Consider the following 23960-nt stretch of genomic DNA (forward strand, 5'->3'; position numbering starts at 1 on the left):
CATCAGTCTGCCGTACCGCCCCGGTCAGGCGACGGTCGGCTCCAGCAGCCACAACCCGCCCGCGAAGAGACAGCTCACCGTCAGCACGGCCATCACCAGCACCCACAGCACCGCGGGCATCCCGGTGAGCCTGCCGAGCTGATCGGCGTCGGAATCCCGCGCCGACCCCCGGCGCCGCTTGATCTGCAGCTCGATCACCGGCCGGACGCCGCCGAACAGCAGGAACCAGGTCAGCAGGTAGACGAAGATCGCCTGGAACCACGACGGCGCCACCAGCGCGACCAGGCCGAGCACCACCGAGCTGGTGACCACGGCGAACACGCCGTAGGTGTTGCGCACCATCACCAGGACGCCCAGCAGCATCAGCGCCATCACGATCAGCACGACGGTGATCAGATCCGACGAGAGCAGCCCGGCGAACACCAGTCCGAGCACCGCGGCCGCCGGGTACCCGGCGAGCGCGGTGAACGCCATACCCGGCCCCTCCGGTTTGCCACGGGACACGGTGACGCCGGAGGTGTCCGAATGCAGTTTGATGCCCTGTAGCCGACGGCCGACCAGGATCGCCGCGAGCGCGTGGCCTGCCTCATGGACGAGCGTGATCAGGTTGCGGGCGATCCGCCAAGGCCTGCCCGAAAGCACCACGAGCAGCGCGAGACCACCGGTGACCAGGGTGATCGTGCCGGGCGGGGTGGACTGGGCGATGTCGGAAACCGTTTCGGCGGGAGACGAGCTCACCTCACCAGCTCACCACAAGCGGGATACGTCCCGTGTCAGGCGGTCATGGAACCCCCGATCTCACGCGTGCGAAACTCCCGGTCGTTGCGCAGGGCGAAGGCCACCCAGCTGCGGAACGGCCGCCACACCGCGGACAGCTCCTCCAACTCCTCGGGTGGCGCCAGCGGCAGGTCGTACGCGGCCCGCATGGCCTCCTGTAATCGAGGTTCGTCCGCGGGGAAGACGTCCGGATGCCCGGCGCCCCGGATCAGGATCAGCTGCGCCGAGAACGGGCCGATCCCCGGCAACCGCTGCAGCCAGCGCAACGCGTCCGGGACCGGCATGGCGCGCAGATACGCGGCGTCGAGCAGACCGTCCTTGGCCGCGTTGGCCACGGCACGCAACCGTTCGGCCTTCATCTCCGGCAGGCCCTGCCCGACCTCCTGCCCGGCCACGACATCCGGCGCGGGGAACGACATGAGGATCTTCCCGCCGACGTCCACCGGCCTGCCGAACTCCTCGGCGAGCCGTCGTTTCACTGTGGCGGCCTGCGACGTCCGCGTCCGATGACTCAGGATCGCCCAGCAGGCCGCCTCGTACGGTGAGTGGAACAGGACGGGCCGCAGCCCGGGGAACGTCTGCTGGAGACGGCGCACCACCGGATCCGCGGTGCCGATCTTCGCGAAACCGACGCCGTCGACGTCCACCGAAAGGATCCGCCGGACCTGGGCGCCGACCTCGACGGCGAGGCCTTCTTCGGCGAAGACCTCCACCTCGATCGAGCCGGGCGATCTCTGTCTGACGGCCGCACCGACGTGCTCCCAGCCCGCTTCGGCGGGAAACGCGAAGCGCAGGGTGCCGGGTTCGGCGGCCGCGTCCGTGCGGCACGCGGGCCGGAAATCGGTCAGGAACCGGATGGACTTGTCGAGGTCGAACGGGCCACGCACCGGGATGCGAAGCGTGGTCGTGGCGGTGTGCTGCAGGATCGAGCCGGTCATTTCCGGGCTCCTTCGGCTGGGGAACGGCGACTCCCAGGACGTTAGAGACGGCCACCGACAGTTTCGGGTCACGGCGGCGGGAATGTCGCGAACGGGCCGGTCATGGCAGATTCTCGGATGACCACCGTGAAGGGAGCAGCCATGCCGGACCATCGCGAACGTCTCGAAAGCCTGCTGCGGCCAGGCACCGAATCCGCCGGGGCGAAGGGAGGTTTCCTCGATCTGCTGGGCGAAATCCCACAGGCGGGGCCGCCGACAGGGCTCGCGCAGCGACTGATGCGCACCTCCGCCGTGCCGATGATCTACGAGCGCTACTGGCGTCCGACGCTGGGCAGGGTCGCGAAAGGACTGAACGGCCCGAGCATGGCGGACGAGGTCCGCATCGCGGTCGAGGCGCTCGGCCTGCGCCCGGGCCAGGTCTCGCTGGACGTCGCGTGCGGTACCGGCAGGTTCACCCGCGCGTTCGGCGAAGCGGTCGGCCCGGAGGGGCTGTCGATCGGGCTCGACGGCTCGGTCACCATGCTGGAGAAGGCACTAGCCGAGCCGAACCCGGCTTCGGTGGCCTATCTGCGCGCGGACGCCGTCGATCTGCCGCTCGACGATTCCACTGTGGACGCCGTCTGCTGCTTCGCCGCCCTTCACATGTTCGCCGACCCGGACGCGGCGCTCGACGCGTTCGCCCGGGTGCTGAAACCGGGCGGCTCGCTGGTGATGCTGACCAGCGCCCGGCACGACGACCAGCCGATGCGGCTGGCGGACACCTTCCTCGGCAGGCTGAGCGGACAGCGGATGTTCGACCGCGGCGAGATCAGGTCGAAACTCTTCCGGCGCGGTTTCGAGCACGTGGAGGAGCGGTACTCGGGCGTCACGCAGATCGTCACGGGCGAGCTACCGGTTAACATCCGGAAATGATCCGCTCTGAGCACGCTTCGCCGACTCCCCCCGACGACAGCTACCTCCGTTCGCTGGTCGAGGCGACCGCGGACGCCGTCGCCGCGGCCGAACCCCTCGGCTCTCCGCACGACGGCGCGGATTCCGCCACGCGGAACGCCGTCAGTGCCGAGATCGGCGCGCTGACGGCGGAACTGGTGGAACTGAGCCAAGACCTGCACGCCCATCCCGAAGAGGGTTTCGCCGAGCACCGCTCGGTGCGCGCGCTCGGAGACCTGCTGCGGCGGCACGGCCACGACGTGACGATCGGCGCGGGCGGGCTGGACACCGCCTTGGTCGCGAGCACCCCCGGCAGCGGCCCGCATATCGCCGTCCTCTCCGAGTACGACGCCCTTCCCGGGCTCGGCCACGGCTGCGGGCACAACGTCATCTGCACCGCGGGCGCGGGCGGTTTCCTCGGCGCGGCGGCGGTCGCCGAACGGCTGGGCGGGCGGGTGTCACTGATCGGCACGCCGGCGGAGGAAGGCGGCGGTGGCAAGGAAACCCTGGCCCGCGCGGGCGTTTTCGACGACGTCGACGCGGTCGTCATGCTGCATCCCTTCAGCCATGACATCGCCATGCACCCGTTCCTCGGCAGGCGGCAGCTGGAAATGGTGTTCCACGGCGTCGGGGCGCACGCTTCGGCTCAGCCGTTCATGGGACGCAACGCGCTCGACGCCGCCGTCGCCGCGTACCAGGGTGTCGCGGCGCTTCGGCAGCATCTTCCCTCCAGCGACCGCGTCCACGGCGTCTTCACCGACGGGGGCGCGCGGCCGAACGTCGTTCCCGAACGCGCGGCGCTGCTGTTCTACCTCCGCTCCGCGCAACCGGACACGCTGCGCGACCTCGCCGAGCGGGTTTCGGCGATCGCGCGTGGCGCGGCGGAGATGACCGGCTGCGGAGTCGAACTGCAATGGGACTCCCAGCCCGCGTACCTGCCGATCCGGTTCAACACCACGCTCGCCGGACGTTGGTCCGTGCATCAGGTCGACGCCGGCCGCAAACCGCTTCCGCCGGGGATCGTGCCCGAATTCCTCACCGGCTCGACCGATCTCGGCAATCTCTCCTACCGGATGCCGGCGATCCACCCGATGATCGCCATCGCCGGACCGACGACAGCCTTGCACACCAAGGAGTTCGCGGCCGCCGCCGGTTCGCCGGACGGCGATCGCGCTGTCGTCGACGGCGCGATGGGGCTGGCGCTGACAGCCGTCGATTACCTGGCCGACGCGGAACTGCGCGCCGCGGTGCACGAGGAGTTCGAGGCCTCGGGTGGCGCGCTGGACGTACCCATGTTCTTCGACTGAAAGAACGCTGAGAATTCTCAGCTGATTCTTCTCAGCAAAGCCAAGGGGTTTTCCACAGGCAGCTCACAAGTACGGGCGCGAATCTTGTTCCATGACCGAGAACGAGAGTCGGCCCGGCCCCGCCTCCACCGGTGGGCACCAGCCGCCGCACCAGCAGCAGTACCCCGGCTACACCCCTTGGCAGGCCGCGCCGAATCCGCTCTTCACGCCGCAGCAGGTCCAGACACCGGCTCCCGCGCCGCGCAAGAAGGGCGGCCGAGTCGCCATCCTCGTCAGCGCGACGGCGCTCGCCGCCGCACTGGTCGGCGGGGTCGGCGGAGCGGCGCTCGTCGGTTTCGACTCCGCGTCTTCGGCGTCGGGCACGGGTTCGTCCTCGGTCGCCACCGGGCAACCGGTCGGGAACACCACCTCGGGTGACGTCAGCGCGGTCGCCGCGAAGGTGACGCCGAGCGTCGTCCAGGTGAACGTGACGACCGCGCAGGGTGAGGCCGTCGGCTCCGGTGTCATCCTGACGGCGGACGGGCGCATCCTCACCAACGCCCACGTGGTCGCCGACGCCCAAGGCGACGTGACAGTCACGCTTTCGAACGGCAAGCAGTACAACGCGAGCGTGGTCGGCGCGGACACGAAGGCCGACATCGCCGTCCTGCAAGCGAAGGACGCGAGCGGGCTGACACCCGCTTCGCTCGGCGACTCGAGCAAACTCGTCGCCGGCCAGCAGGTCGTGGCGATCGGCTCGCCCGGCGGGCTGCAGAACACCGTGACCACGGGGATCGTGAGCGCGCTCAACCGCAAGCTCGACGAACTGAGCAGCGGCCAGGACCGGCGATCGCCCTACAGCCGGACCACGAACGAAAGCGGGCCGAGTTACACCGCGATCCAGACCGACGCCCCGATCAACCAGGGCAACTCGGGCGGGGCGCTGGTGGACGCGCAGGGGAACGTCATCGGCATCAACTCGGCGCTGTACAACCCGTCTTCGACCGGCAGCATCGGCATCGGTTTCGCGATTCCCATCAACGACGCGAAGAAGATCGTCGAACAGATCGTCGGCTGACCCGGCCGTCTGGACCGCTGTCAGGGGGCGGCCCAGCAGGCGATGACCGTGAGGGCCTCCTTCGGCGAAGGAGGCCCTCACGGATTTTCAGAGTTCGTAGGTGAGGGTGAAGGTGTGGTTGCCCTCGTCGTCCTGGACGATCTCCGCGGTTCCGGTGATACCGGCCAGCTCACCGTGGCCGGAGCCCGGCAAGACGATCAGGTGATGCCCGTTCTCCCCCGCCGAGTGATGCAGGACGAAGCCACCCTTACGCCCGTCGACGGACACGGCCAGCCGCTCGAAGGCGACGTACGCCGACGACGTCTCGTTCACCGCCGTGAGCATCTCGACGGTGCTGGTGCCTTCGACGCCGCCGACGAAGGTCTTGCCGAGCACCACTCGGGAGAACTCGGTGCCTTCGGCCTTCTCGGTGGCTTGCGGATCCCAGCCGTCCACGGTGAACGACGCTGTCGCGGTGTTGGTCATGGCGCCGAGTCTGCCGGACATACCTGACAGATCGCGTCAGGTATTCTCATCGCCTCCGGTTCCCGAACAGGCCGCGCGTGATCTCCCGTCCGAGCGCGCTCGCCGCCGAACGGAGGAACGACTTCACCGCCGGGTTCTTCATCGCCTGCTCGACCATGCCGGGCCCTTCCTTCTCCGGTTTCGGAGCCGGGGGCGCCTCCGGTGGAGCCTCGCCGGCGGGCGGCGCGGCCACCTTCGCGGCGAGCTTCTCGTAGGCCGACTCGCGATCGATCGTCTCGGCGTATTTCGCGTGCAGATCCGAAGAGGTCGTCGCCGCGGAGATGGCTTCGGCGCCGATCGACCCCATCTTCGACCGCGGCGCGCGCAAGCGTGTCCACGCGACCGGCGTCGGCGCACCCCGCTCGGACAGCACGGTGACGATCGCTTCGCCGATACCGAGCGACGTCAGCGCCGAGTCCAGCTCGTAGTGCTTCGTCTTCGGATACGTCTTCACCGTCTTCGTCAGCGCCGCCTGGTCCTCGGGCGTGAACGCGCGCAACGCGTGCTGGACCCGCGCGCCCAGTTGCGACAGGACGTTGTTCGGGATGTCCGTCGGGAGCTGCGTGCAGAAGAACACACCGACGCCCTTCGACCGGATCAGCTTCACGGTCTGCTCGATGCGCTCCAGGAACGCCTTCGACGCACCGTTGAACAGCAAGTGCGCTTCGTCGAAGAAGAAGACCAGCTTCGGCTTGTCGAGGTCGCCCTCTTCGGGCAGTTCCTCGAACAACTCGGCCAGCAGCCACATGAGGAAGGTCGAGAACAGGGCGGGTTTCGACTGGAGGTTGTCCAGCTCCAGCAAGGTCACCATCGTCTTGCCGTCGACCTGGCGCATCAGATCGTGGACGTCCAGCTCAGGCTCGCCGAAGAAGTCCTCGCCGCCCTGAGCCTCCAGATTGGACAGCGCCCGGAGGATCACCCCGGCCGTCGCGGCCGAGACGCCGCCGATGCCCTTGAGGTCCTCCTTGCCCTCGTCACTGGTCAGGTGCGTGATGACCGAACGGAGGTCCTTCGTGTCCAGCAGCGCCAAGCCACGCTGATCGGCCCAGTGGAAGATCAGGCCGAGCGTCGACTCCTGGGTTTCGTTGAGCCCCAGCACCTTCGACAGCAGGATCGGGCCGAAACTCGTGATCGTCGCCCGGATCGGCGAGCTCTTGCCGCCGGTGCCCAGCGAGAGGAACTGCACGGGGAACGCGGCGGGCTCCCACTGATCACCGAGTTCTTCCGCGCGTTTGGCGATCTTGTCGTTGCTCTCGCCCTGCGCGGCGAGCCCTGACAGGTCGCCCTTCACGTCGGCCAGCACCACCGGCACTCCCGCGGCCGACAGCTGCTCGGCGATCAGCTGCAAGGTCTTCGTTTTGCCGGTACCGGTCGCGCCCGCGACCAGCCCGTGCCGGTTCAGCGTCGCCAGCGGCAGGCGGACAGCCGCACCGGCGTCGGCCTTGCCGTCGATCACGACGGCGCCGAGCTCGACCGCCGCTCCCTCGCTCACGTAACCCTGCGCGATCTCCTGGGCTGGACCTTGTTCGGCCACTGTCGCTCCCTGGTCTGTGATATGGCTCACCTGAGGATGTACACGCTGCCAGCAACGCGCCGAACCCGCACGTCGCGCTTCGCGAATCCCCGGGTCGGGTTAGGGTTTCGGGGTGAACGACCGCCTAGTCTGGATCGACTGCGAGATGACGGGGCTCGACCTCGGCAAGGACGCGTTGATCGAAATCGCCGCGCTGGTGACCGATGCCGAACTCAACGTCCTCGGCGAAGGCGTCGACATCGTCATCCACACCGACGACGAAACCCTCGACGGCATGCCCGAGGTCGTCCGCGACATGCACGCCCGCTCCGGCCTGACCGAAGAGGTCCGGCGCTCCACGGTCACGCTGGAAGAGGCCGAGCAGCGCGTCCTCGAGTACATCCGCGCGCACGTGCCCGAGGCCAATGTCGCCCCGCTCGCCGGCAACTCCATCGCCACCGACCGCGGCTTCATCACCCGTGACATGCCCGCCCTCGACGGGCACCTGCACTACCGCATGGTCGACGTCTCGTCGGTGAAGGAACTCGTCCGGCGCTGGTACCCGCGGATCTACTACGCCAAGCCCGAAAAGGGCCTGGCCCACCGCGCGCTCGCGGACATCAAGGAGTCCATCGGCGAGCTCGACTACTACCGCCGCTCCGCCTTCGTCCCGCAGCCCGGCCCGACCACCGAACAGGCCAAGGCCGCGGCCGCTGAAGTGCAGGAACGCCACGAACAGTAACCCGTTGCGAGCCCCGGAAACGGGCACGCTAATATAGTGCGGCCGAGGTGATGGGAAGCTTCCCGAGCCCGGCGATGGTGGGCGTAGCTCAGTTGGTAGAGCACCTGGTTGTGGTCCAGGAGGTCGCGGGTTCGAAACCCGTCGCTCACCCCATCACCCCAGTCTGTTCGGGGCTCTTGCGAGCCCCTCCCAACAGGCTGGGGTTTCGCCTTTTTTGGGGGCCGAGCCCCCAAGCCCCCGCCGGAGGGCTGCGCCCCCGGACCCCCATCGCATCGGTGCCGTCGGTGAGTTCGGTGCCGGGAATGCCAAGAGGGGTCCCTATAGGACGAATCCGTCCTATAGGGACCCCTCAGGGTTTCTGGTGTCAGTTCCGGTCGCCGCCGGTCTTCCAGTCGTCCCACGACATCTGCCACACCGACCAGCCGTCGGTCGGCTCCAGCACCTGCGGGCCCGAGTTGGCGACCGTGATGATGTCGCCCTTCTTCGAGGTGTCCATGAGCCACTTCGCGTTCTCGGTCGACAGGTTGATGCAGCCGTGGCTCACGTTCCGCTTGCCCTGCGAGCCGACCGACCACGGGGCCGAGTGGTAGAAGATGCCGCTGTTCGACATCCGCACCGCGTACTTCACGAACGTCCGGTAGCCGGCCTTGCTGTCCGACGGAACGCCGTAGGTGCTCGAGTCCATCGTGTACCCGGTGTGCTCGCTCATCACCGTGTAGGTCCCGGCGGGGGTGCTGCTCGACGGCTTGCCCATCGAGATCGGCATCTGCTTGACCTCTTGGTCGTTCACCACGACCTTCATCTGGTGCGTGCCGCCGTCCGCGGTCGCGACCAGCTTGTCGCCGACGACCACCTTGGCGGGCTTGTCCTCGCGGCCGAAGGTGTTGTTGCCGAGGTTCTTGCCGTAGATCGCCGCGTTGACCGAGATCTTGGTGCCCGGCTTGAAGTACTCCTTGGGCCGCCACATCACGGTCTTCTCGCCGAACCAGTGGAACGCGCCCTCGGCCTGCGGCTCGGTGACGATCTTCAGCGCCTTCTCGGTCGCCGCCTTGTCCGGCACGTTGCCGGTGAAGCTGAAGATCAAGGGCAGCCCGACGCCGACCGTCTCGCCTTCGACCAGGTTGATCGAGACACCGATCTGCTTGCCCGGCTTGGACGTGGAGAACGTCGAGGTCGCGGTGACCGGCTTGCCGTCGGTCCCGGTCGCGGCGGCGGTGACGGTGTAGGTCTTGCCGTAGCCGAGCGGTTCGGCCGACTCCCAGCCCGAACCGTCTTCCTTCGGTTTGCCCGCGACGACCTTGCCGTCGGCGCCCGTCAGCTTGACCTCGCCCACCTTGCCGTCGGCGACGGCGACCGTCACCGGCTCTCCGGGGGCCACGTCCGCCGCACCCTGTGCGGGGGTCAGCGTCATCGCGGCGGGCTTCGGGGCAGGTGCCGCGCTGCTCTGCTGCGAACCACCGGGAGAACCTCCCGGCGACGGCGTTTCACCCGACGGTGTACTGCTGCACGAGGCGAGTGTGAACCCGGCCACCGCAGCCACCAACGCCACCCGCGACCGCCCCGTCGCTCCCCAGACCCTCATGCACACCGCCCGTTTCGCGTGGTACCAACCCCAACGTCTGGCTATAGTCTGCCTGACCGGCCGCAACGCCTGCGGCCGGATGGCCGAATACGTCCCCGCGACGCCCACGGCGGCCTAAGGGGCCCCCCTGAAACGGGCCCCAGCAACCCTGTGTTAATGTTTTCCACGTCGCCGAGGGGAACACCAAAGCGGCGGAACAAGCAGGCGCCATTAGCTCAATTGGCAGAGCAGCTGGCTCTTAACCAGCGGGTTCGGGGTTCGAGTCCCTGATGGCGCACAATAAGAAAGCAAAGCCCGCCAGCAGATTCCCTGAATTTCAGGGAATCTGCTGGCGGGCTTTGCTCGTATGTGCAGCCTGGATGCAGCCGACGTGTCGCCCCGATTCAGTGACTGGCCGTCACCAGCCGTGCTCGCGGTGACCCGCTGCGCTGTCGGGGCACCACTACCTTGTTGATCTTGGCTCCGCGCTGGTATCCCGCCCGCCGGACGAGGGCCGCCGTCGCATCCGCCCTGCTGCGCCAGGCACGGCAGGACACCCCAGGAGCATGATCGTTCTCAGCGATAACCGCTGAACCGATGTTCCCCGAGGCTGTTTTCAGCCTACCGACCGTTCTTGTGCCGACGGCAGGCAAGCAGGGTGGAGTCGGCGGCGTGGATCGTCGTTCCGCCGCGGATCAAGGTCCGCGGCCGTTGTTCGACCGCGAGGACGTCGAAACCGTCCGGCAGGCCGGGCAGCAGGTCCTTGGCGTAGAACATCGCCGCGCGCTGCCCGGCGGTCAGTGGGGCGGACGACCTCATCGGGGCATGGCCCACGATCAGGAGGTGCCCACCGGGGGCGACGGCGTCGGCGAGCCGGCGGGTCACCTGTGTCATCCCGCCGTCCGGCGGCTGCAGGTAGTGGCTGGTGACCAGGTCGTAGGATCGGCCGCCTGCGGTGAAGACACGAGCGTCGATCTGCCACCAGTCGACATGGTCGGCGCCGCCGTCCTGCTCGGCGTGCCGGGCAGCGCGTGCCAGGCCGACTGCGGAAAAGTCAGCGCCCGTGACAGTCCAGCCCTGCCGGGCCAGCCAGATCACATCGCCTCCCTCTCCGCAGCCGACGTCGAGAGCGCTGCCCGGTGTCAGCCCGGCCGCCTCGGCTACGAGCTGCACATTGGGCTGTCCGCTGAAGACCTGCTCCTGGCCAGCGTAACGATCGTCCCAGCCGTGCGGCTCGAACATTGCGGCCGTCTCCTCGTCGCTGAGCGGCTGGTGTTCTGTCATCTCAAACGCCTTCCCTTACCTGTGGCCGGGCGAGTGTCAGGACTTCACCTCGTGTCGGCGCTCATCGAACTTCCGCACGCTGGACTCACGAGAAGTTCAGAGCGTGGCGGGATGTGCCGCGACGGCGTGGTGCACGTCCTCGGTGACCAGGTCGATGTTCATCATTGCCCCGGTCAGCCCACCCTGTGCGGCAGCATCGATGACCTGCGCCCGGTGTCCTCGCACGTTGCCTGCCGCCCACACCCCGGGAACAGAGGTCGCACCCGTCTGGGGGTCGGCGGGCAGGGTCTCGCCGATGAGCTGGCCGTCCATGTCCTTGACCTCGGCCGTCAGGCCCAGGTCTGCAAGCAGAGTGTCGACTTTGGCCACCGACACGGGGAAGACGACGGCAGCCTGGACTTCGGTCACGCTGCCACCGACCCGGACGCCGCTGAGTGCGTCGTCGGTAACCTCGACGCCGGTGACCCGGCCGGGCACCACATTGATCTGGCGCGCGGCGAGCTCGGCGCGTTGCGGCGCGGTCAGTTCCACGGACTCGTTGGTGAACAGGGTGACCTTCTCGCTCCACTGACGCCACAGCTGCGCCTGGTGGAGTGAGGCGACGCCGCTGGCGATCAGCCCGATTGCCTTGTCTCGAACCTCGTAGCCGTGGCAGTAGGCACAGTGCAGCACGTCCACGCCCCAGCGGTCGGCGACGCCGGGAATGTCGGGCAGCTCGTCGACGACACCAGTGGCCACCAATACCCGCCTTGCGTCAACAGTGCTCTCGTCGGCAAGGGTGACCCGCAGGGCATCCTCGCTGACACGCGCCACGCCGATCACGGTGTTGTCGCGGACGGTGCCGCCGTACTGCTCGACCTCCGATCGGCCGATGGCCAGCAATTCGTGCGGATCGACACCTTCGCGTCCGAGATAGCTGTGGACCTGGGTGGCAGGCGCGTTGCGGGGCGTGCCCGCGTCGATGACCAGTACGTCACGCCGGGCACGGCCCAACGTCACAGCCGCCGCCAGGCCCGCTGGTCCACCACCGATGACGACTACGTCGTGAGTGCTCATGCGAGCAACGGTGCAGCGGCCAGTTCCTTACCCGCAACTTGCCTTGCCGAAACGGCAAAGTGGAGGCCCCAGCAAGTGCTGCAGGCGATCACTGGGGCAATCACGGGACTCGACCACGCCCGCACGATCGGGACGCCCATGGCGACGATCAGCGGGCGCACACGAAGCTCTCGGCGCTGCCGAGATCCACGGCTTGACATTTCGGGCCAGAGGGACATTCCGCACGGGCAGCACGGCGATCACCACGGCCCGGTGCGATCACGCCCGCGAGCATCGACCTTCGGCGAACCCTGGTAGAACTGCCGAACAGCGTGCTGTACGACCATGATCAATCTCAGCGCCGACGGCTGTACCTATCTATGTTCCCCAAGGCCGCAATCGAAGCAGGACGTACTCAACTGCCGCTGACCGGCAGTTCGGTCCGGCGGACGAGCGCCAACTGGCGTGGCACGTTGACCCTGTACGTCGCCGGGCACATTCGCAAAGACGCCGACCAAGCGATAGAACCCGGCATCTGCGAGCCCGAGACGCGCCCGAGAGGTCCGAAGCAGTCCGACACCAGGCGTCAACTCCGACACAGCGACTGCCCCGCAACCAGTCGAAAAGGTCTTGTCCGGCATCACTCGGCACCATCCGACACGCCCAGGTGCCGACTCTTAACCAGCGGGTTCGGGGTTCGAGTCCCTGATGGCGCACAGTAGTGAATCGAAGCCCACCGACGATTTCCCCGTCATTTCAGGGGTGTCGTCGGTGGGCTTTGTTGATGTGTAAGCCCGAGGTGAGGCCACCGTGAGCCCCGCCAAGGGCCCTCCACGATGAATGAGGCGCGGACCTCGTCCGCCGCCCTGACCTCGTTGTTGTCGACCACGAGTGGCGCGCGACCTGCGGATTTTCTGACCCTGTTCGTAGCCGGCCCGACGAACCAGGCTCGCGGTCGCTTCGGCGCTCGCATGGGCGAGGGACGGGAGCACGCTGGTGTAGGTGTCGGCCGTCAGGACGATGCTGGCGTGGCCCAGCAGCGCCTGCACCGTCTTCAGGTCGTTCCCCGCGGCCAGCGACAACGTCGCCGCGCCATGACGGAGGTCGTGGAACGTACCAGCGGCAGCCCAGACTCGGTGACCAACCGTCTGAACGCTGGATCTTCGCGCATGAGAATGGGCACCAGTGGAGCCCGCGTTACGTATGGACCGGCTTCGCGAACTCGGGAACACAGCGAAGACGTCCAAACCATCCCCGGTGTCGGCCGCATCGCGCACTGTCACGATGACCAGGACATCGCGTTCGGCCTCTACGAGCCGGCGACCTAGGGCTGAGGATGACCGTGTAACACACTCAGAGGCGTCGAGGAGCGCGAAGCGAACATCCGCACTGGATGGGTCTACGTGATCTCCAATGTCGGATCCTTCGGCGACAGCGTCGTCAAGGTCGGATTGACCCGGCGGCTCGACCCACTCGAACGCGTTCGCGAACGCGGCGACGCCTCGGTTCCATTCAGGTTCGACGTCCACGCCAAGATTTTCGACGCCGATGCCGTGAGCCTGGAGACGCGATTACACCAGCACCTCGCCGACCGGCGCGTCAACCGGGTCAATCTCAGGCGCGAGTTCTTCTACGCCACTCCAGCCGAGATCCTCACGATCCTCGAAGACATGGGCCTGAAGGACAATCTCCTCGACTACGTCGAAGAGCCGGAAGCACAGGAATGGCGCTCCAGCCAGCAGTTGGCCCACGGCACATAAGCCTGGACAATCGCTGCAGAAACGGATTTGAGGTGGACCAGTGGACCTCATGGACTACGACGGGGCCATCGCCTGGCTGAGCGAACCGACAAACTCCAAGGGCAGAGCGTCGCCTATCCGACTGATACTGGGAAACGGGTTCAGCATCGCCTTCGACCCCGCCAGGTTCTCATACTCGGCTTTGCGATCCCATGCCGAGGCGCAAGGCATGCTCAGCGCTACTGCCCAGCACCTCTTCCAGAAGTTGGACACTCAGGACTTCGAGATTGTCATCAAGACGCTCGAGGACGCCGCTATCGGGCTCTACGCGCTCGATGCAACGAAGTACTCGGCGGAAGCCGCGACACTTGACGAGGAAGCCTCGAAGCTCGAGGATGCCCTGGCTCACATCCTCGCGGCGCTTCACCCTGGACGGCCGTACGAGATCGACGCCGAAGTCTACTTACGAGTCCGCAGGTTCCTGGAAAAGTTCGACCGCATCTACACCGCGAACTACGACCTCTTGCTCTACTGGACTTTCATGCAAGACTTTCCCGAGGAAAACCTGCAGGCAAGGCAGGCGGACGACGGCTTTCGAGATCCCGGGGAGGCTACCGACTACGTCGTGTGGAACCACCTGGATCCCCATTCACAGACCATATTTTACCTCCACGGAGCCCTTCACCTGTACCGCAGCGAGGGTGGTTTGAAGAAGCTGACGTGGCGCCGGACCAACGAACCGCTGATCGACCAGATCCGCGCTCAGCTCGAAGCGGACTCATTCCCTCTATACGTGGCAGAAGGGACGAGCAGCGAGAAGCTGGCCCGTATCGGCACCAGTGACTACCTCGGTCGCGCACTTCGGTCACTCGCAGCGATCAGCGGCGGTTTGCTGTCGTATGGGATGTCGTTCAGCAAGAACGACGCACACATCATGGACGCCATCGTCCACTCGAAGATCACCCGACTGGTCATATCCCTCTTCGGCGACGTCGCCACGCCGTCAAACCAAGCAACGATTACGGCCGTACAGGACATGCAATCACGTCGAGCGACGTCGTACGCGAAGGTCGGCTTGGAGATCGCCTTCTTCGACGCACAATCCGTCCGACTGTGGAACTGAGCTGCTGTCCTACAAGGGACTCACTCGGGCCGGTAGCACCGCTGGGCCGAACGAGTGGCGTGGAAGACAGCCGAGCGAACGGTTTCCGCTGTTCACCGGACAAGGCATACGCAGCGTCAACCGCCCTGCGCGGATCGTCATCCTTCAGGCGGCAGACAAACTCCGGGAAATCCGGTGAGTTGGAAGGCGGTGCATCACGGCGGACGCACGAGGGGACGGAAAACCATGAAGCTCAGAGACGCGTTGGAGAAGCTCTTGCAGAGCTCTCATGTGGCGATTCACTCCACCGCAGAGCTGTCCGGAGCCGTAGCCCGCTACATCGCGAAACAAGACGAGAAGCGTTCCAAAGACGAAAAACCGGAGGTGCTGCGCAAGCCTGAAATCGGGCCCGTCCTTCCGGCCGAACACCGAAGCGGCTTCACGATCACGCCGTGGGAGTTGCTGCAGACGTTCGGCCGTGCGACCACGCTGTCCGGGCAGAACCCATCGCGCGGCCTCTCACAGCATTGGAACTGCTTGCGCTACCTCACCACGCTGGAAGACCATGGTGGCCGGATGGCACTCTCACCCGATGGACATGACCCAAGGTATCACCGTAAGGGCGTGCAAGCGCAGGAACTCGGTGCAGCGTTCGCGCTGACTGCGGCGCGAGAGATCTTGCAGCGAAGGCATCCTGGGTACCGTTTCGAGCCCGTCGACGTGGACCTCGCACTCGACGCAGGCTGGGCACTGCGGGGTCAAGGTGCGGAGGCGAAGGGCACACGACGGAGCAGACCTGGGCATTTTCTCGTTGGCAGGAAGGCCGGTGAGCCCTTGCGCATCGCGCTGGTCGACGGACGCGGATCACACGGTCAGCCCAGTGCGCAGCACAGTCAGCTGATGGCCTCGGCCGAGAGGGTCCAAGTGATCGCACTCGGCGATGGGCGCGGCAGTGCCGATCCGCTGCCGAGCCTGCTGATGTCGACGGCTTTCGTCGCGGAAGGCGGGATCGAGATACGCCTGCTTGATCCCGTGGGCGGCGGTGTACTCGCCGAACCAGGCAAGTCCTCTCCCGACCCGTACGGCCCAGTGCAGGAAGAGAACTTCTTCCCGGATATCCAGACCGTCGACGCACAGGGCCAGACCTCGAGTCGTCCCGGTTTCCACATCACATCGGACAGGTTCGAGTGGTTCTCCCGGGTGCTGGTCCGCGCGAGCGCTGCAGCGCTCCTGACTTTCGTCGGCGATCGCGACAACGCGTACAAGTACCTGACCGCGCGGCAGCAACGGCGACTGGGCGCCGATCATTCTCCGCAGGCGGTCAACGCGGAATGTGACGTCCGCGTCGAACTCGGCGGGATCGTATTCGTCGGAACCGACCACGTCTTCCGGTTCGCACGTGAGCGAGTCGAGGTCTTCTCGGCGATGCCGAAAGAACTGCACGAGATCCTCAAGACGGGTGACGGCGCCCGGGCCTACGCGGAGAAGATGCCGGAGGTGGTCGCCGAGTGCAGGAGGCGCTGGGCGGCGGTACAGCGGGACTGGACGGGAGTCATAACCATGGATGGCGATGGAGCGGTCATGGCGCTCCGCATATTGGAAAGCGAAGGGCGAGCGCTCGAAGCGATCCCCGAACCGCAGGAAGGACCCGTATAAAGCGCTCAGGCCACCTCGCGGGAGTGGAGACGCTTGACCAGTGTCACTGCTAATTCGTAGATCTCGCCCTTGGCGGCCTTCTCCACCAGCGAAGCAGGCGGCTCGAAGTGGTCGCCGCAGTTGCCCGCGCCTACTTCAGATCACCAGTCGTCGCAGCGCTGCTCGCCAATCCAGCTCACATAAGTGACCTCACCGCAGCAGCGCCTCAGCGTGCGCTCACAGCGACCGATGAGAGGAAAGCCCCATGAAGGTCTTGGTAGTAGGCGGAACCGGCTTCATCGGACATCACATCGTACGTGAACTACTGGCACACGGGCACGACGTCACGGTGCTGGTCCGCACGCCACCCACGAACCTCCCCGCCACGGTGACAGTCCAACTCGGCGACCTCACCGATCTGTCCGAAGAGCGACTCGACTCCATCGTCGCCGGCCAGAGGGGCATCATCGTCGCATCGGCCGCCGCCGTCGCCGCACCACGCAGCGCCGACATCGCCGCGTTCTTCCATGACACCAACGTCGCACCCGTCGCCAGATTGCTGGCCACCGGAAGCCACGCGCAGTGCGACCGCGCTGTCATCCTCGGCAGTTTCTACGCCACCCTGCAACGCGAACAGCCAGCACTCCGCCTGGCCGAACACAGCCCGTACATCGCCAGCAGAATTGAACAAGCCGAGCACGCACGCGCCGCGGTCAACGCGGAAACCTCCGTGGCCGTCCTCGAACTCCCCTACGTCGCAGGCACAACCCCGGGTCGGCAATCACCCCTCGAACCCATGCTGCAGAGCATGTCTGTCGGCAACGCGGATATTCTCGCCTACCCAGGTACCACCGCCGTCGTCACCGTCACTCAAGTCGCGCAAGCCGCCGTCGCCGCGCTGGACCGTCGCGCCGACGGCAACTATCCGGTCGTCACCGCAAACCTACCTTGGACCGACCTCTTCACCCGTCTCGCAGTCGCAGCCGGCCGCTCTCCAAAACGCATCTGGAAGCTCCCCGCAAGCCTCATCAAACTTATGCTCCGCAGGGAAGGCATACGCCAACGCCGCCAAGGATTCACTCTCGGTTTTCACCCGACGCAATGGAGCAACCTGCACGCCACCGCCATGATCCTCGACCCGGACATCGCCCGCACCGAACTCGGCGTCGAGCCAGACGACCTCGGCAAAGCCCTGCAAGACACCGCACCCACAGCACGAGCAGCCACGGAGCTGTCCTGACCAACACCTGGTTCAGGCCCGGCATGACTTATGGTCCTCCTGCCAAATCCATGAGCCCGGACGGGGCGGTTCGGCCTGGGTGTGTGGCATCGATGCCGCTGACGGAAGACCCGACCACCACACGGTCGGTCTCGCCCGCACTCGTCGGCTCGATATCAGCCGAAAGTTCCGGGACGACCATCCGGAGGCTGAGGGCCTCAACCAGTAACCGGACTACGCGACACGATCCAGCACGTGCGAGCCCGAGAGGTCTAAAACAGTCCGACACCAGGCGACACACCCCGACACAGCGGCTGCCCCGCGACCAGGCGAAAGGGTCTTGTCCGACATCACGCGACACCATCCGACACGCCCAGGTGCCGACTCTTAACCAGCGGGTTCGGGGTTCGAGTCCCTGATGGCGCACAGTAATAAATCAAAGCCCACCAACGATTTCGGCTCGCGCCGGCCTGGCGCGGCCTCGGCGGAGTCGGGCGACTGCTCACCGCGCGCTTGCTCCGCTGGCTCTGTGCTGACCCGCGGCTTGTCGCCGTACTACCGTTCCCCATCGACCTTGACCGCGCCCTGCTCAAAGACGACTCGACCTTCGAACCAGCACTTGAAAGGGTGCGCCGCACCTGGGAAGCACTCGGATTCCAACCCGCCACCGATCAGCTGTGGATCATGGATCCCGCCGCCGGAACGCACCACGGTGCCGTCGCGCAGCTCGAGAAAGCCCTGGGGATCCAGCGATCGCGGTTGCGCTTGATCCACACGACGTCTCATCCCGAGCGGCGTCGTGGAACTTTCCGTGCCGTCGATGCGACTGTTGGGCGTGACGATGTGGAGATGTCCGTGACGAGCACCGAACCGAACACCCGATCGGCCCTGCCGTTGACGTCGTTGCTGACCGCGGCGATGACCTGGTCGATGTTGCCACTGTTCTTGCTCGGTGCGCTGGGCCCCGCGCTGGTGGCGGAGTTCGGGATCGCCACACCGTTGCTGGGTGTGCTGGTGTCGGTCGGCTTCGCCGTGGCCGCCGCCCTGTCGCTGTTCGCGGGACCGGTGGTCGCAGCGCTCGGTCCCCGGCGGTGCCTGATCGCGCTCTTCCTGTTCTCTGGTGTGGTGTTGGCCGGGTTCGCCAGTGCGCCCGTCTACGGGCTGCTGGTGGTCGCGGTGGCCGCGTCCGGCGTGCCCCAGGCGCTGGCGAATCCGACGACGAATCAGCTGATCTCGACGCGGGTTCCCGCGAAACAACGTGGCGGGGTGACGGGCTGGAAACAGTCCGGTGTCCAGCTGGGGGCGTTCTTCGCCGGGCTGCCGCTGGCCGCGATCGCCGCGGCTTCGGATTGGCGGGTCGCGGTGGGGATCGCGGCCGGGATCGCGGTGATGGCCGGCCTGCTGACGCTGACCTTGCAGCCGGACGCCGAGCCGGTGCGAGCCGTCCGGTGGACCGTGGTCAAACCGACCGGGCAAGCCTGGTGGTTGTGTGGCTTCTCAGTCCTGCTGGGAGCGGGTATCTCGGCGGTAAACACCTACATCACGTTGTTCGGTACGAAGCAGCTCGCGCTTCCCGCCGGTGTCGCGAGTGGGCTGGTCGCGGTTCTGGGGGTCGCCGGGATCGCCGGCCGGGTGGGATGGTCACGGGTCGCGGCGAAGTCGGATTCGCCGGGTTCGTTGCTGGGCCCGCTGACGGCCGGGTCGGCGGTCGCGGCGCTGGGGCTCGTCGCGGCGGCAGTCTGGTGGCCGGGTTGGGCTTGGGTCGCGGCGGCTGGGTTGGGCGTCTTCGCGGCATCGGCGAACGCGGTGTCGATGGTGACGGTGATCTCGACCTCGCCCGCGGGCTCGGTCGCCCGGGATTCATCGGTGGTGTCGGCGGGATTCTTCGCGGGATTCGCGATCGGGCCGCCGGTCGCCGGGGCAGTGGTGGCCGTGGCTGGAGGGCGTTATCAGGCCGGCTGGCTGCTCGTGGCCGCCGAGTTCCTGGCCGCCGCCGGGGTCGCGTGGTGGTGGCGTAGCCGGGATCCACGTTCATGACGTGGATCGACGAGAAGCTCGATCGTCTTCTTGACCGGGTGACGGCGACGGAAACCGAAGTGGGTGAACGGTTTCCCTTGTCGGCCGATCCGGCGACCGGCTTGTGGAAGACGACCCGGCGCGGTTCCTGGACGGCCGGGTTCTGGGTCGGCCAGCTCTGGTTGCGCGCACGGCTGACCGGTCTCGACGAGCACCGCGTGACAGCCGGCCGGTGGACAGCGCGGCTGGCCGAATGGACCGATGCCGACACCGTCACCCGCGGCTTGATCTTCTGGTACGGCGCCGCGGCAGCGAAACGGCTCGGCGTGGATTCCGCCCACGCCGGTCTCGCCCGGAGAGCGGCACTCGCCCTGGCGTCGACCTTCGATGAGGCGTCCGCGGTGCTCCCTTGGGGTACGGCCTTCGGTGATGTGGCTTCACCTCCGCTCGCCCGCACGGACGGGGCCGCCGGTGCGGTGCCGTTGCTGTCCTGGGTTGGGGAGAAAGCCGTTGCGGCATCGCATCTTCGGACACATGTGTCGCTCGCGGAGCAGATCGGCGGGAACGCCTGGACTTACGTCTCCGGGAAATGGGGGCCTTCGGCTGAGCCTCCACCAGGCTGGACGCGAGGCGATGCCTGGCTGCTGCTGAGCCTCGCCGACGGCAGCCGGTGGCTGGACCCTGCGCTGGCCGAACCCGCCAGACAGCGGCTAGCTCACTTACCGCGGAATTTTCCAGCGGTACGCGGAATCCAGGGCAGTCCGCCGGATTCGTCCGCGGCGGTGATCACCGCGGTGGCCATGGCGAAGCTGGGCTTGCTCGATGAGGCCGCGGACCTGGTGAAGGTCCAGGTCCGCGACCACGTCCAGGACGATCGTCTCTGGGACGGCTGCCACGATCTGAGTCGCGGTGTCGCAACCGCGCATCAGCTGGTGTGGGGCGACTTCTTCTTGCTCCTGGCGCTGGCCATCCTGGCAGGCCGGGTGCCTGCGGACGCGCTCTGATCAGGCCGCAGCGAACGCGTCGGTCAGCAGTTTGGCATTGTTCCGGTACACCGGCAGCAGATCGAGGTCTTCGCCCGGGAAGTTGACGACGTTGATCTGTTTGGCCGGTGTTCCCGGCAGGACGGTGCCCGTGGTCATGGCTTCGTTGTCGAAGACGTATTGCGGGTTCTTCGCCGACAGCTCCGCCAGCTTGCTCGCCGTGACGGGCTCCGGGCCGAAGGTGGCGAGAACGTTCGCGCCGGAGAGCTGGGCGGCGAACTTCACGAAGGCCTGTTCGATCACCTGTGGCTGTTTGCCGCCAGGCCAAGCCTTCTTGACATCCGCGGTGAGGCGGTCGTATTCCTGCTGGAAACCGGTGATCCATTTCTCGGCAGCGGCCTGGGTGCCGAACATCCCGGCAAGACGGCGGACCTCCTTCTCGACGTTGTCCTTGGCGTTGTCGAGGTTCAGTTCCACCGGTTTCGCCGTGGATCCGGCGGCTTCCTTGAGTTTGCCCGCGAACCCTTCGAACGGCGCATACAGCAGATACTGCGCGCTCGCGACCGCCGCCAGATCGGACGGTTTCGGATCGTAGTCGGGCGCGTGCTTGATCGACGGCGGCACGATCACCGTGACCTTGCCCGCACCGGCGGCCTTGGCGAACGCTCCTTCCCAGCTGGTCGCGGCGACCACGGTGGGCCCTTCCCCCACGGCGGGTGCGCTGCTGGGCGAGGAGCCGGACTCCCCGCTCGAACCGCAGGCGGTGAGCAGAACCGCGCCGAAGGTCAGTGCGCCTGCACGGAAGAAGTGTCTGCCGAATGCCATTGACGTTTTCTCCAATCGGGAACCAGATACGACACGAGGGTGACCGCGCCGGCCAGCAGTACCAGGACCGGGCCGGGCGGAAGATCGAGGACGAGCGACAGCAGGAACCCCGCGACGTTGACCACCAGGCCGATCACGACGGCGGCGATCACCATGCCGTGCAACGAGTTCGCGACCCGGCGCGCGGCGAGTGCCGGGAGCAGGGTGAGCGCGTCGACCAGCAGCGCGCCGGTCAGCCGGATGGCACCCGCGACCGAAACGGCGACCAGCAGCAGGAGCACGAAGGTGAGCCGGTCGACCCGGACACCCGAGCAGGCCGCGAGTTCCCTGTCGTGCAGCAGAAGCGCGAGCTGACGTCGCCGCGCGAAGAACAGCGCAGGGATGATGACCGCCAGTACACCGAGCAGCACCACGTCCCAGGTGCGGGTGGCGAGGATCGACCCCCAGAGCAGCTCGAACGCGCCGTTGGCGTTCACGCCGGATACGGACAGCACCAGCAGGGCCGCGGCGATCGCGAGACTCATCAGCAGTCCCATCGCGCCGGACAGCCCGGACGGTGTTCGCGCCAGCGGGGTGAGGGCGCCGCCGGAGAGGCCGCAGGCGATCAGCGCGCACAGCAACGGATCCAGGCCGACGAGCATGCCGATGGCGATCCCGAACAACGCCACGTGCATCATCGCGAACCGCACCGGCATGATGTCCAGCCCGATGATGACGACCCCGATGATCGGCAGTCCGATCGCGCCGAGGACGAGCCCGAACAGTCCACGTTGGACCGGTGCCAGCTGGAGCAGGTCACCGAGCGAAGCGTTCACTGGACGACCTCGGCGGTGATCTCCCGAAGGCGGCCGTCGGCCATCTCGAGCACGCGGTCGCATCGGGCGGCCAGCGCGCGGTCATGGGTCACCACGAGCAGCGTCACCGGCAGGGACGCCAGAAGGCGCGCGGCGTCCTCCTGCCCGGCGAAGTCGAGGGCGGCCGTCGGCTCGTCGGCCAGCAGCACCCGCGCGCCCGCGGCGACGCAACCGAGCGCGCGAGCGAGATACATGCGTTGCAGCTGCCCGCCGGAGAGGGTATGCAGTGGACGGCCGGTCAGCGATCCGACACCGAGCTGGTGCGCGGCGTCGAGTGCTTCCGCGGCGGCGCCGCTGCTCGCGAGAAGTTCTTTGGCGAGCAGGGGGAATCGGCCGGTGGACTGCCGCTGCGGAATCCACGCGGCGACGCGACGCCGCCGATCCCAGTCCGCGGCTGTGCGCGCCCGGTGGCCGTCGACGTCGATCTCACCGATGACGGCCCGGTGCAGCCCGAGCACGGCGCGCAGCAACGTCGTCTTGCCGGAACCGTTGGTCCCGGTGAGCGCGACCCGCTGACCCGGTTCGACGAGCAGATCGACGTCGCGCACCACCTGGGTCCGGCCATGGACGCAGGACACGCGCGACAGCGCGATCCGTGCTGCCTCCGCCACGCACTCACTCCTCGTTCACGGGCCCGGTCGTCGTTCGGCGAACTAGTCGCGCCGGCGAGCCGGTTGGTTCCCGGGAACTTTTGGTGTGCGGCCCATCACCCTTGGTAAGAGCGGAAGAGCCTGCGCGCGGCCGACTCGATGTGCAGCTCGTCGGCCCCGTCGAGAATGCGCGCCGCCCGTGCTGTTCTCAACAGGCGCGGCAGGCCTGTGGCCGCGGTCAGGCCTTCGGCGCCGTACACCTGGATCGCGCCGTCGACGGCGGTCTCCAGTGCTCGCGCGGCGGCCACCTTCGCCAGGCTGACCTGCACCGCCGCACGCTCTCCCGCGGCGACCAGGCCACCGGCTTCCGCGGTAAGAAGCCGGGCACTGCGAACCTGCAGCTCGGCCTCGAACACCAGGCGCTGCACCAGCTGCCGGTCGGCGAGCACTCCACCACCGAGCCGCCGCCCGGTGGCACGCAGGGCGAGCATCTCGGTCGCACGCTGCGCCTGCCCGACCCAGCGCAAGGCGCGAAGGGTGCGGCCCAGCGCGAGTCTTTCGCCCGCGAGGGCGAGCCCTTGTCCTTCGTCGCCGATCAACTGGGTCTTGGGCACGAAGACCCCGGAAAACGTTATCTCGTACTGCCCTCCCGCTCCGAGGACGTCGAGTTCCCGCACGATCTCGAAGCCGCCGGCAGGCACTGCCAGCAGCGAGTGTTCGTCGCCGGTGCGAACCATCACCAGGACAAGGTCCGCTTTCGCCGCGCCGGTGGTGAACCACTTCCGCCCGGTAACCCGCCACCCGTCGTCGCAGGGCACGGCGCGTGTCCGCATCGCGTGGGGATCTGATCCGGCGACACCGGGCTCGGTCATCGCGTAGCTCACTGACAATTCGCCGGCGACCAGCGAAGAAATCCAGTTGTCGCGGCGATCGGCGTGGGCGTGTGAAGCGAGCATCCGGGCGTTCAACAGCGACGCGGAGCCGAGTACGTCCGGCCCGTGATCGCTGCGTCCTTCGTGTTCGGCCAGACGAAAGTAGTCGGCCGAAGGGAGGCCGCCGCCACCGTGCTCGACCGGCAAGGGCAAGGCCCACAATCCCGCGCTCCTGGCTTGCTCGCGTAGCTCGTCGAGCCGCTGTCCATCGCCCTCGTCCAGGGCATCCTCGGCCGGAATCACTGCGGTGTCGATGAATTCCCGCACCCGCCGGGCAAGTCTGCGCTCGTGCTCTGGCGTCACAGAACCACACTTTCGAGGGAACTCGATCCGGAAACCATCCGACTTTAGTCACGACACGTGGTCGTCATGCGAGGTGGAGGCTAGCTCAATGGCAGGCAGACAGACGGTGGTCAC

23 protein-coding genes and 2 tRNA genes are annotated in these 23960 nt (G+C 67.1%); 12 read left to right on the forward strand and 13 right to left on the reverse strand.

The window, feature by feature from the left end; all coding sequences use genetic code 11:
- Nucleotides 1-24: 24 nt before the first annotated feature.
- On the reverse strand, nucleotides 25-738 hold the full coding sequence (locus tag HDA45_RS11730; protein WP_184894603.1) for a M50 family metallopeptidase: 714 nt from the start codon (nucleotides 736-738) through the stop codon (nucleotides 25-27).
- A gap of 35 nt (nucleotides 739-773) precedes the next feature.
- Nucleotides 774-1715 carry a DNA-3-methyladenine glycosylase family protein gene (locus HDA45_RS11735; protein WP_184894605.1) on the reverse strand — a complete coding sequence of 314 codons (942 nt, stop codon included), beginning with the start codon at nucleotides 1713-1715 and terminating at the stop codon, nucleotides 774-776.
- Nucleotides 1716-1856: 141 nt separating this feature from the next.
- Here HDA45_RS11735 and HDA45_RS11740 point away from each other — a divergent pair, with 141 nt between their 5' ends.
- From HDA45_RS11740 to HDA45_RS11750, 3 genes are all read left to right on the forward strand, one after another.
- Nucleotides 1857-2627 (forward strand): class I SAM-dependent methyltransferase, encoded by a 771-nt coding sequence (locus HDA45_RS11740; protein WP_184894607.1) that lies wholly within the window; start codon nucleotides 1857-1859, stop codon nucleotides 2625-2627.
- Nucleotides 2624-3952 carry a M20 family metallopeptidase gene (locus HDA45_RS11745; RefSeq protein WP_184894609.1) on the forward strand — a complete coding sequence of 443 codons (1329 nt, stop codon included), beginning with the start codon at nucleotides 2624-2626 and terminating at the stop codon, nucleotides 3950-3952. Before HDA45_RS11740 ends, HDA45_RS11745 begins: the two co-directional genes overlap by 4 nt.
- 91 nt (nucleotides 3953-4043) lie before the next feature.
- Entirely contained in the window at nucleotides 4044-5009 is a 966-nt protein-coding gene (locus HDA45_RS11750) for a S1C family serine protease (protein WP_184894611.1), read from the forward strand.
- An 87-nt stretch (nucleotides 5010-5096) separates the two neighbouring features.
- Here the strand turns inward: HDA45_RS11750 and HDA45_RS11755 are convergent, their stop codons facing one another.
- Together HDA45_RS11755 and HDA45_RS11760 are read right to left on the reverse strand one after the other, a co-directional pair.
- Nucleotides 5097-5474: a DUF3224 domain-containing protein gene (locus HDA45_RS11755; RefSeq protein WP_184894613.1), complete on the reverse strand. Its 378-nt coding sequence runs from the start codon at nucleotides 5472-5474 to the stop codon at nucleotides 5097-5099.
- Between the two features lie 46 nt (nucleotides 5475-5520).
- The gene (locus tag HDA45_RS11760; RefSeq protein ID WP_184894615.1) at nucleotides 5521-7047 is read right to left on the reverse strand and encodes a helicase HerA-like domain-containing protein; all 1527 of its coding nucleotides are present in this window, start codon (nucleotides 7045-7047) and stop codon (nucleotides 5521-5523) included.
- Nucleotides 7048-7159: 112 nt separating this feature from the next.
- Here HDA45_RS11760 and orn point away from each other — a divergent pair, with 112 nt between their 5' ends.
- Both orn and HDA45_RS11770 read left to right on the forward strand, forming a co-directional pair.
- Nucleotides 7160-7768 carry an oligoribonuclease gene (orn, locus tag HDA45_RS11765; RefSeq protein ID WP_184894617.1) on the forward strand — a complete coding sequence of 203 codons (609 nt, stop codon included), beginning with the start codon at nucleotides 7160-7162 and terminating at the stop codon, nucleotides 7766-7768.
- Between the two features lie 77 nt (nucleotides 7769-7845).
- Nucleotides 7846-7921: transfer RNA gene (locus tag HDA45_RS11770), tRNA-His, on the forward strand.
- 211 nt (nucleotides 7922-8132) lie between these two features.
- Here HDA45_RS11770 and HDA45_RS11775 read toward each other — a convergent pair.
- Nucleotides 8133-9350 carry a L,D-transpeptidase gene (locus HDA45_RS11775; RefSeq protein ID WP_184894619.1) on the reverse strand — a complete coding sequence of 406 codons (1218 nt, stop codon included), beginning with the start codon at nucleotides 9348-9350 and terminating at the stop codon, nucleotides 8133-8135.
- A 204-nt stretch (nucleotides 9351-9554) separates the two neighbouring features.
- On the opposite strand from HDA45_RS11775, the gene HDA45_RS11780 reads away from it, so the two are divergent.
- Nucleotides 9555-9627 (forward strand) — tRNA-Lys (locus HDA45_RS11780).
- 323 nt (nucleotides 9628-9950) lie between these two features.
- On the opposite strand, the gene HDA45_RS11785 is transcribed toward HDA45_RS11780, so the two are convergent.
- The 3 genes from HDA45_RS11785 to HDA45_RS11795 form a co-directional block, all read right to left on the reverse strand.
- The gene (locus tag HDA45_RS11785) at nucleotides 9951-10613 is read right to left on the reverse strand and encodes a class I SAM-dependent methyltransferase (protein WP_184894621.1); all 663 of its coding nucleotides are present in this window, start codon (nucleotides 10611-10613) and stop codon (nucleotides 9951-9953) included.
- 96 nt (nucleotides 10614-10709) lie between these two features.
- Nucleotides 10710-11669, reverse strand: coding sequence for an NAD(P)/FAD-dependent oxidoreductase (locus HDA45_RS11790; RefSeq protein WP_184894623.1), 960 nt, complete (start codon nucleotides 11667-11669; stop codon nucleotides 10710-10712).
- 656 nt (nucleotides 11670-12325) lie between these two features.
- Nucleotides 12326-12931 (reverse strand): tyrosine-type recombinase/integrase, encoded by a 606-nt coding sequence (locus tag HDA45_RS11795; RefSeq protein WP_221471088.1) that lies wholly within the window; start codon nucleotides 12929-12931, stop codon nucleotides 12326-12328.
- Between the two features lie 120 nt (nucleotides 12932-13051).
- On the opposite strand from HDA45_RS11795, the gene HDA45_RS11800 reads away from it, so the two are divergent.
- The 4 genes from HDA45_RS11800 (at nucleotide 13052) to HDA45_RS11815 (ending at nucleotide 17364) form a co-directional block, all read left to right on the forward strand.
- The gene (locus tag HDA45_RS11800; RefSeq protein ID WP_343072052.1) at nucleotides 13052-13408 is read left to right on the forward strand and encodes a GIY-YIG nuclease family protein; all 357 of its coding nucleotides are present in this window, start codon (nucleotides 13052-13054) and stop codon (nucleotides 13406-13408) included.
- A gap of 49 nt (nucleotides 13409-13457) precedes the next feature.
- Nucleotides 13458-14510 (forward strand): DUF4917 family protein, encoded by a 1053-nt coding sequence (locus HDA45_RS11805; protein ID WP_246481221.1) that lies wholly within the window; start codon nucleotides 13458-13460, stop codon nucleotides 14508-14510.
- 225 nt (nucleotides 14511-14735) lie between these two features.
- Nucleotides 14736-16145 (forward strand): hypothetical protein, encoded by a 1410-nt coding sequence (locus HDA45_RS11810; RefSeq protein WP_184894627.1) that lies wholly within the window; start codon nucleotides 14736-14738, stop codon nucleotides 16143-16145.
- 244 nt (nucleotides 16146-16389) lie between these two features.
- The gene (locus tag HDA45_RS11815) at nucleotides 16390-17364 is read left to right on the forward strand and encodes an NAD-dependent epimerase/dehydratase family protein (protein ID WP_184894629.1); all 975 of its coding nucleotides are present in this window, start codon (nucleotides 16390-16392) and stop codon (nucleotides 17362-17364) included.
- 534 nt (nucleotides 17365-17898) lie between these two features.
- On the opposite strand, the gene HDA45_RS42115 is transcribed toward HDA45_RS11815, so the two are convergent.
- A complete protein-coding gene (locus HDA45_RS42115) occupies nucleotides 17899-18117 on the reverse strand; it encodes a hypothetical protein (RefSeq protein ID WP_221471089.1) in 219 nt (72 codons plus the stop codon).
- A gap of 81 nt (nucleotides 18118-18198) precedes the next feature.
- On the opposite strand from HDA45_RS42115, the gene HDA45_RS11820 reads away from it, so the two are divergent.
- Both HDA45_RS11820 and HDA45_RS11825 read left to right on the forward strand, forming a co-directional pair.
- Nucleotides 18199-19380, forward strand: a complete 1182-nt coding sequence (locus HDA45_RS11820; RefSeq protein WP_221471090.1) for an MFS transporter — start codon at nucleotides 18199-18201, stop codon at nucleotides 19378-19380.
- Complete coding sequence (locus HDA45_RS11825) at nucleotides 19377-20363, forward strand: sugar ABC transporter permease (protein ID WP_184894631.1); 987 nt, start codon at nucleotides 19377-19379, stop codon at nucleotides 20361-20363. Before HDA45_RS11820 ends, HDA45_RS11825 begins: the two co-directional genes overlap by 4 nt.
- On the opposite strand, the gene HDA45_RS11830 is transcribed toward HDA45_RS11825, so the two are convergent.
- From HDA45_RS11830 to HDA45_RS42350, 4 genes are all read right to left on the reverse strand, one after another.
- The gene (locus HDA45_RS11830) at nucleotides 20364-21167 is read right to left on the reverse strand and encodes an ABC transporter substrate-binding protein (RefSeq protein WP_184894633.1); all 804 of its coding nucleotides are present in this window, start codon (nucleotides 21165-21167) and stop codon (nucleotides 20364-20366) included.
- Nucleotides 21128-21982: a metal ABC transporter permease gene (locus tag HDA45_RS11835; RefSeq protein WP_343072053.1), complete on the reverse strand. Its 855-nt coding sequence runs from the start codon at nucleotides 21980-21982 to the stop codon at nucleotides 21128-21130. Before HDA45_RS11835 ends, HDA45_RS11830 begins: the two co-directional genes overlap by 40 nt.
- Nucleotides 21979-22632, reverse strand: a complete 654-nt coding sequence (locus HDA45_RS11840) for an ATP-binding cassette domain-containing protein (RefSeq protein WP_184894643.1) — start codon at nucleotides 22630-22632, stop codon at nucleotides 21979-21981. Before HDA45_RS11840 ends, HDA45_RS11835 begins: the two co-directional genes overlap by 4 nt.
- Nucleotides 22633-22727: 95 nt before the next feature.
- Complete coding sequence (locus tag HDA45_RS42350; protein WP_184894645.1) at nucleotides 22728-23846, reverse strand: acyl-CoA dehydrogenase family protein; 1119 nt, start codon at nucleotides 23844-23846, stop codon at nucleotides 22728-22730.
- Between the last annotated feature and the right edge of the window lie 114 nt (nucleotides 23847-23960).

This window comes from Amycolatopsis umgeniensis, from assembly GCF_014205155.1.
Classification (GTDB): domain Bacteria; phylum Actinomycetota; class Actinomycetes; order Mycobacteriales; family Pseudonocardiaceae; genus Amycolatopsis; species Amycolatopsis umgeniensis.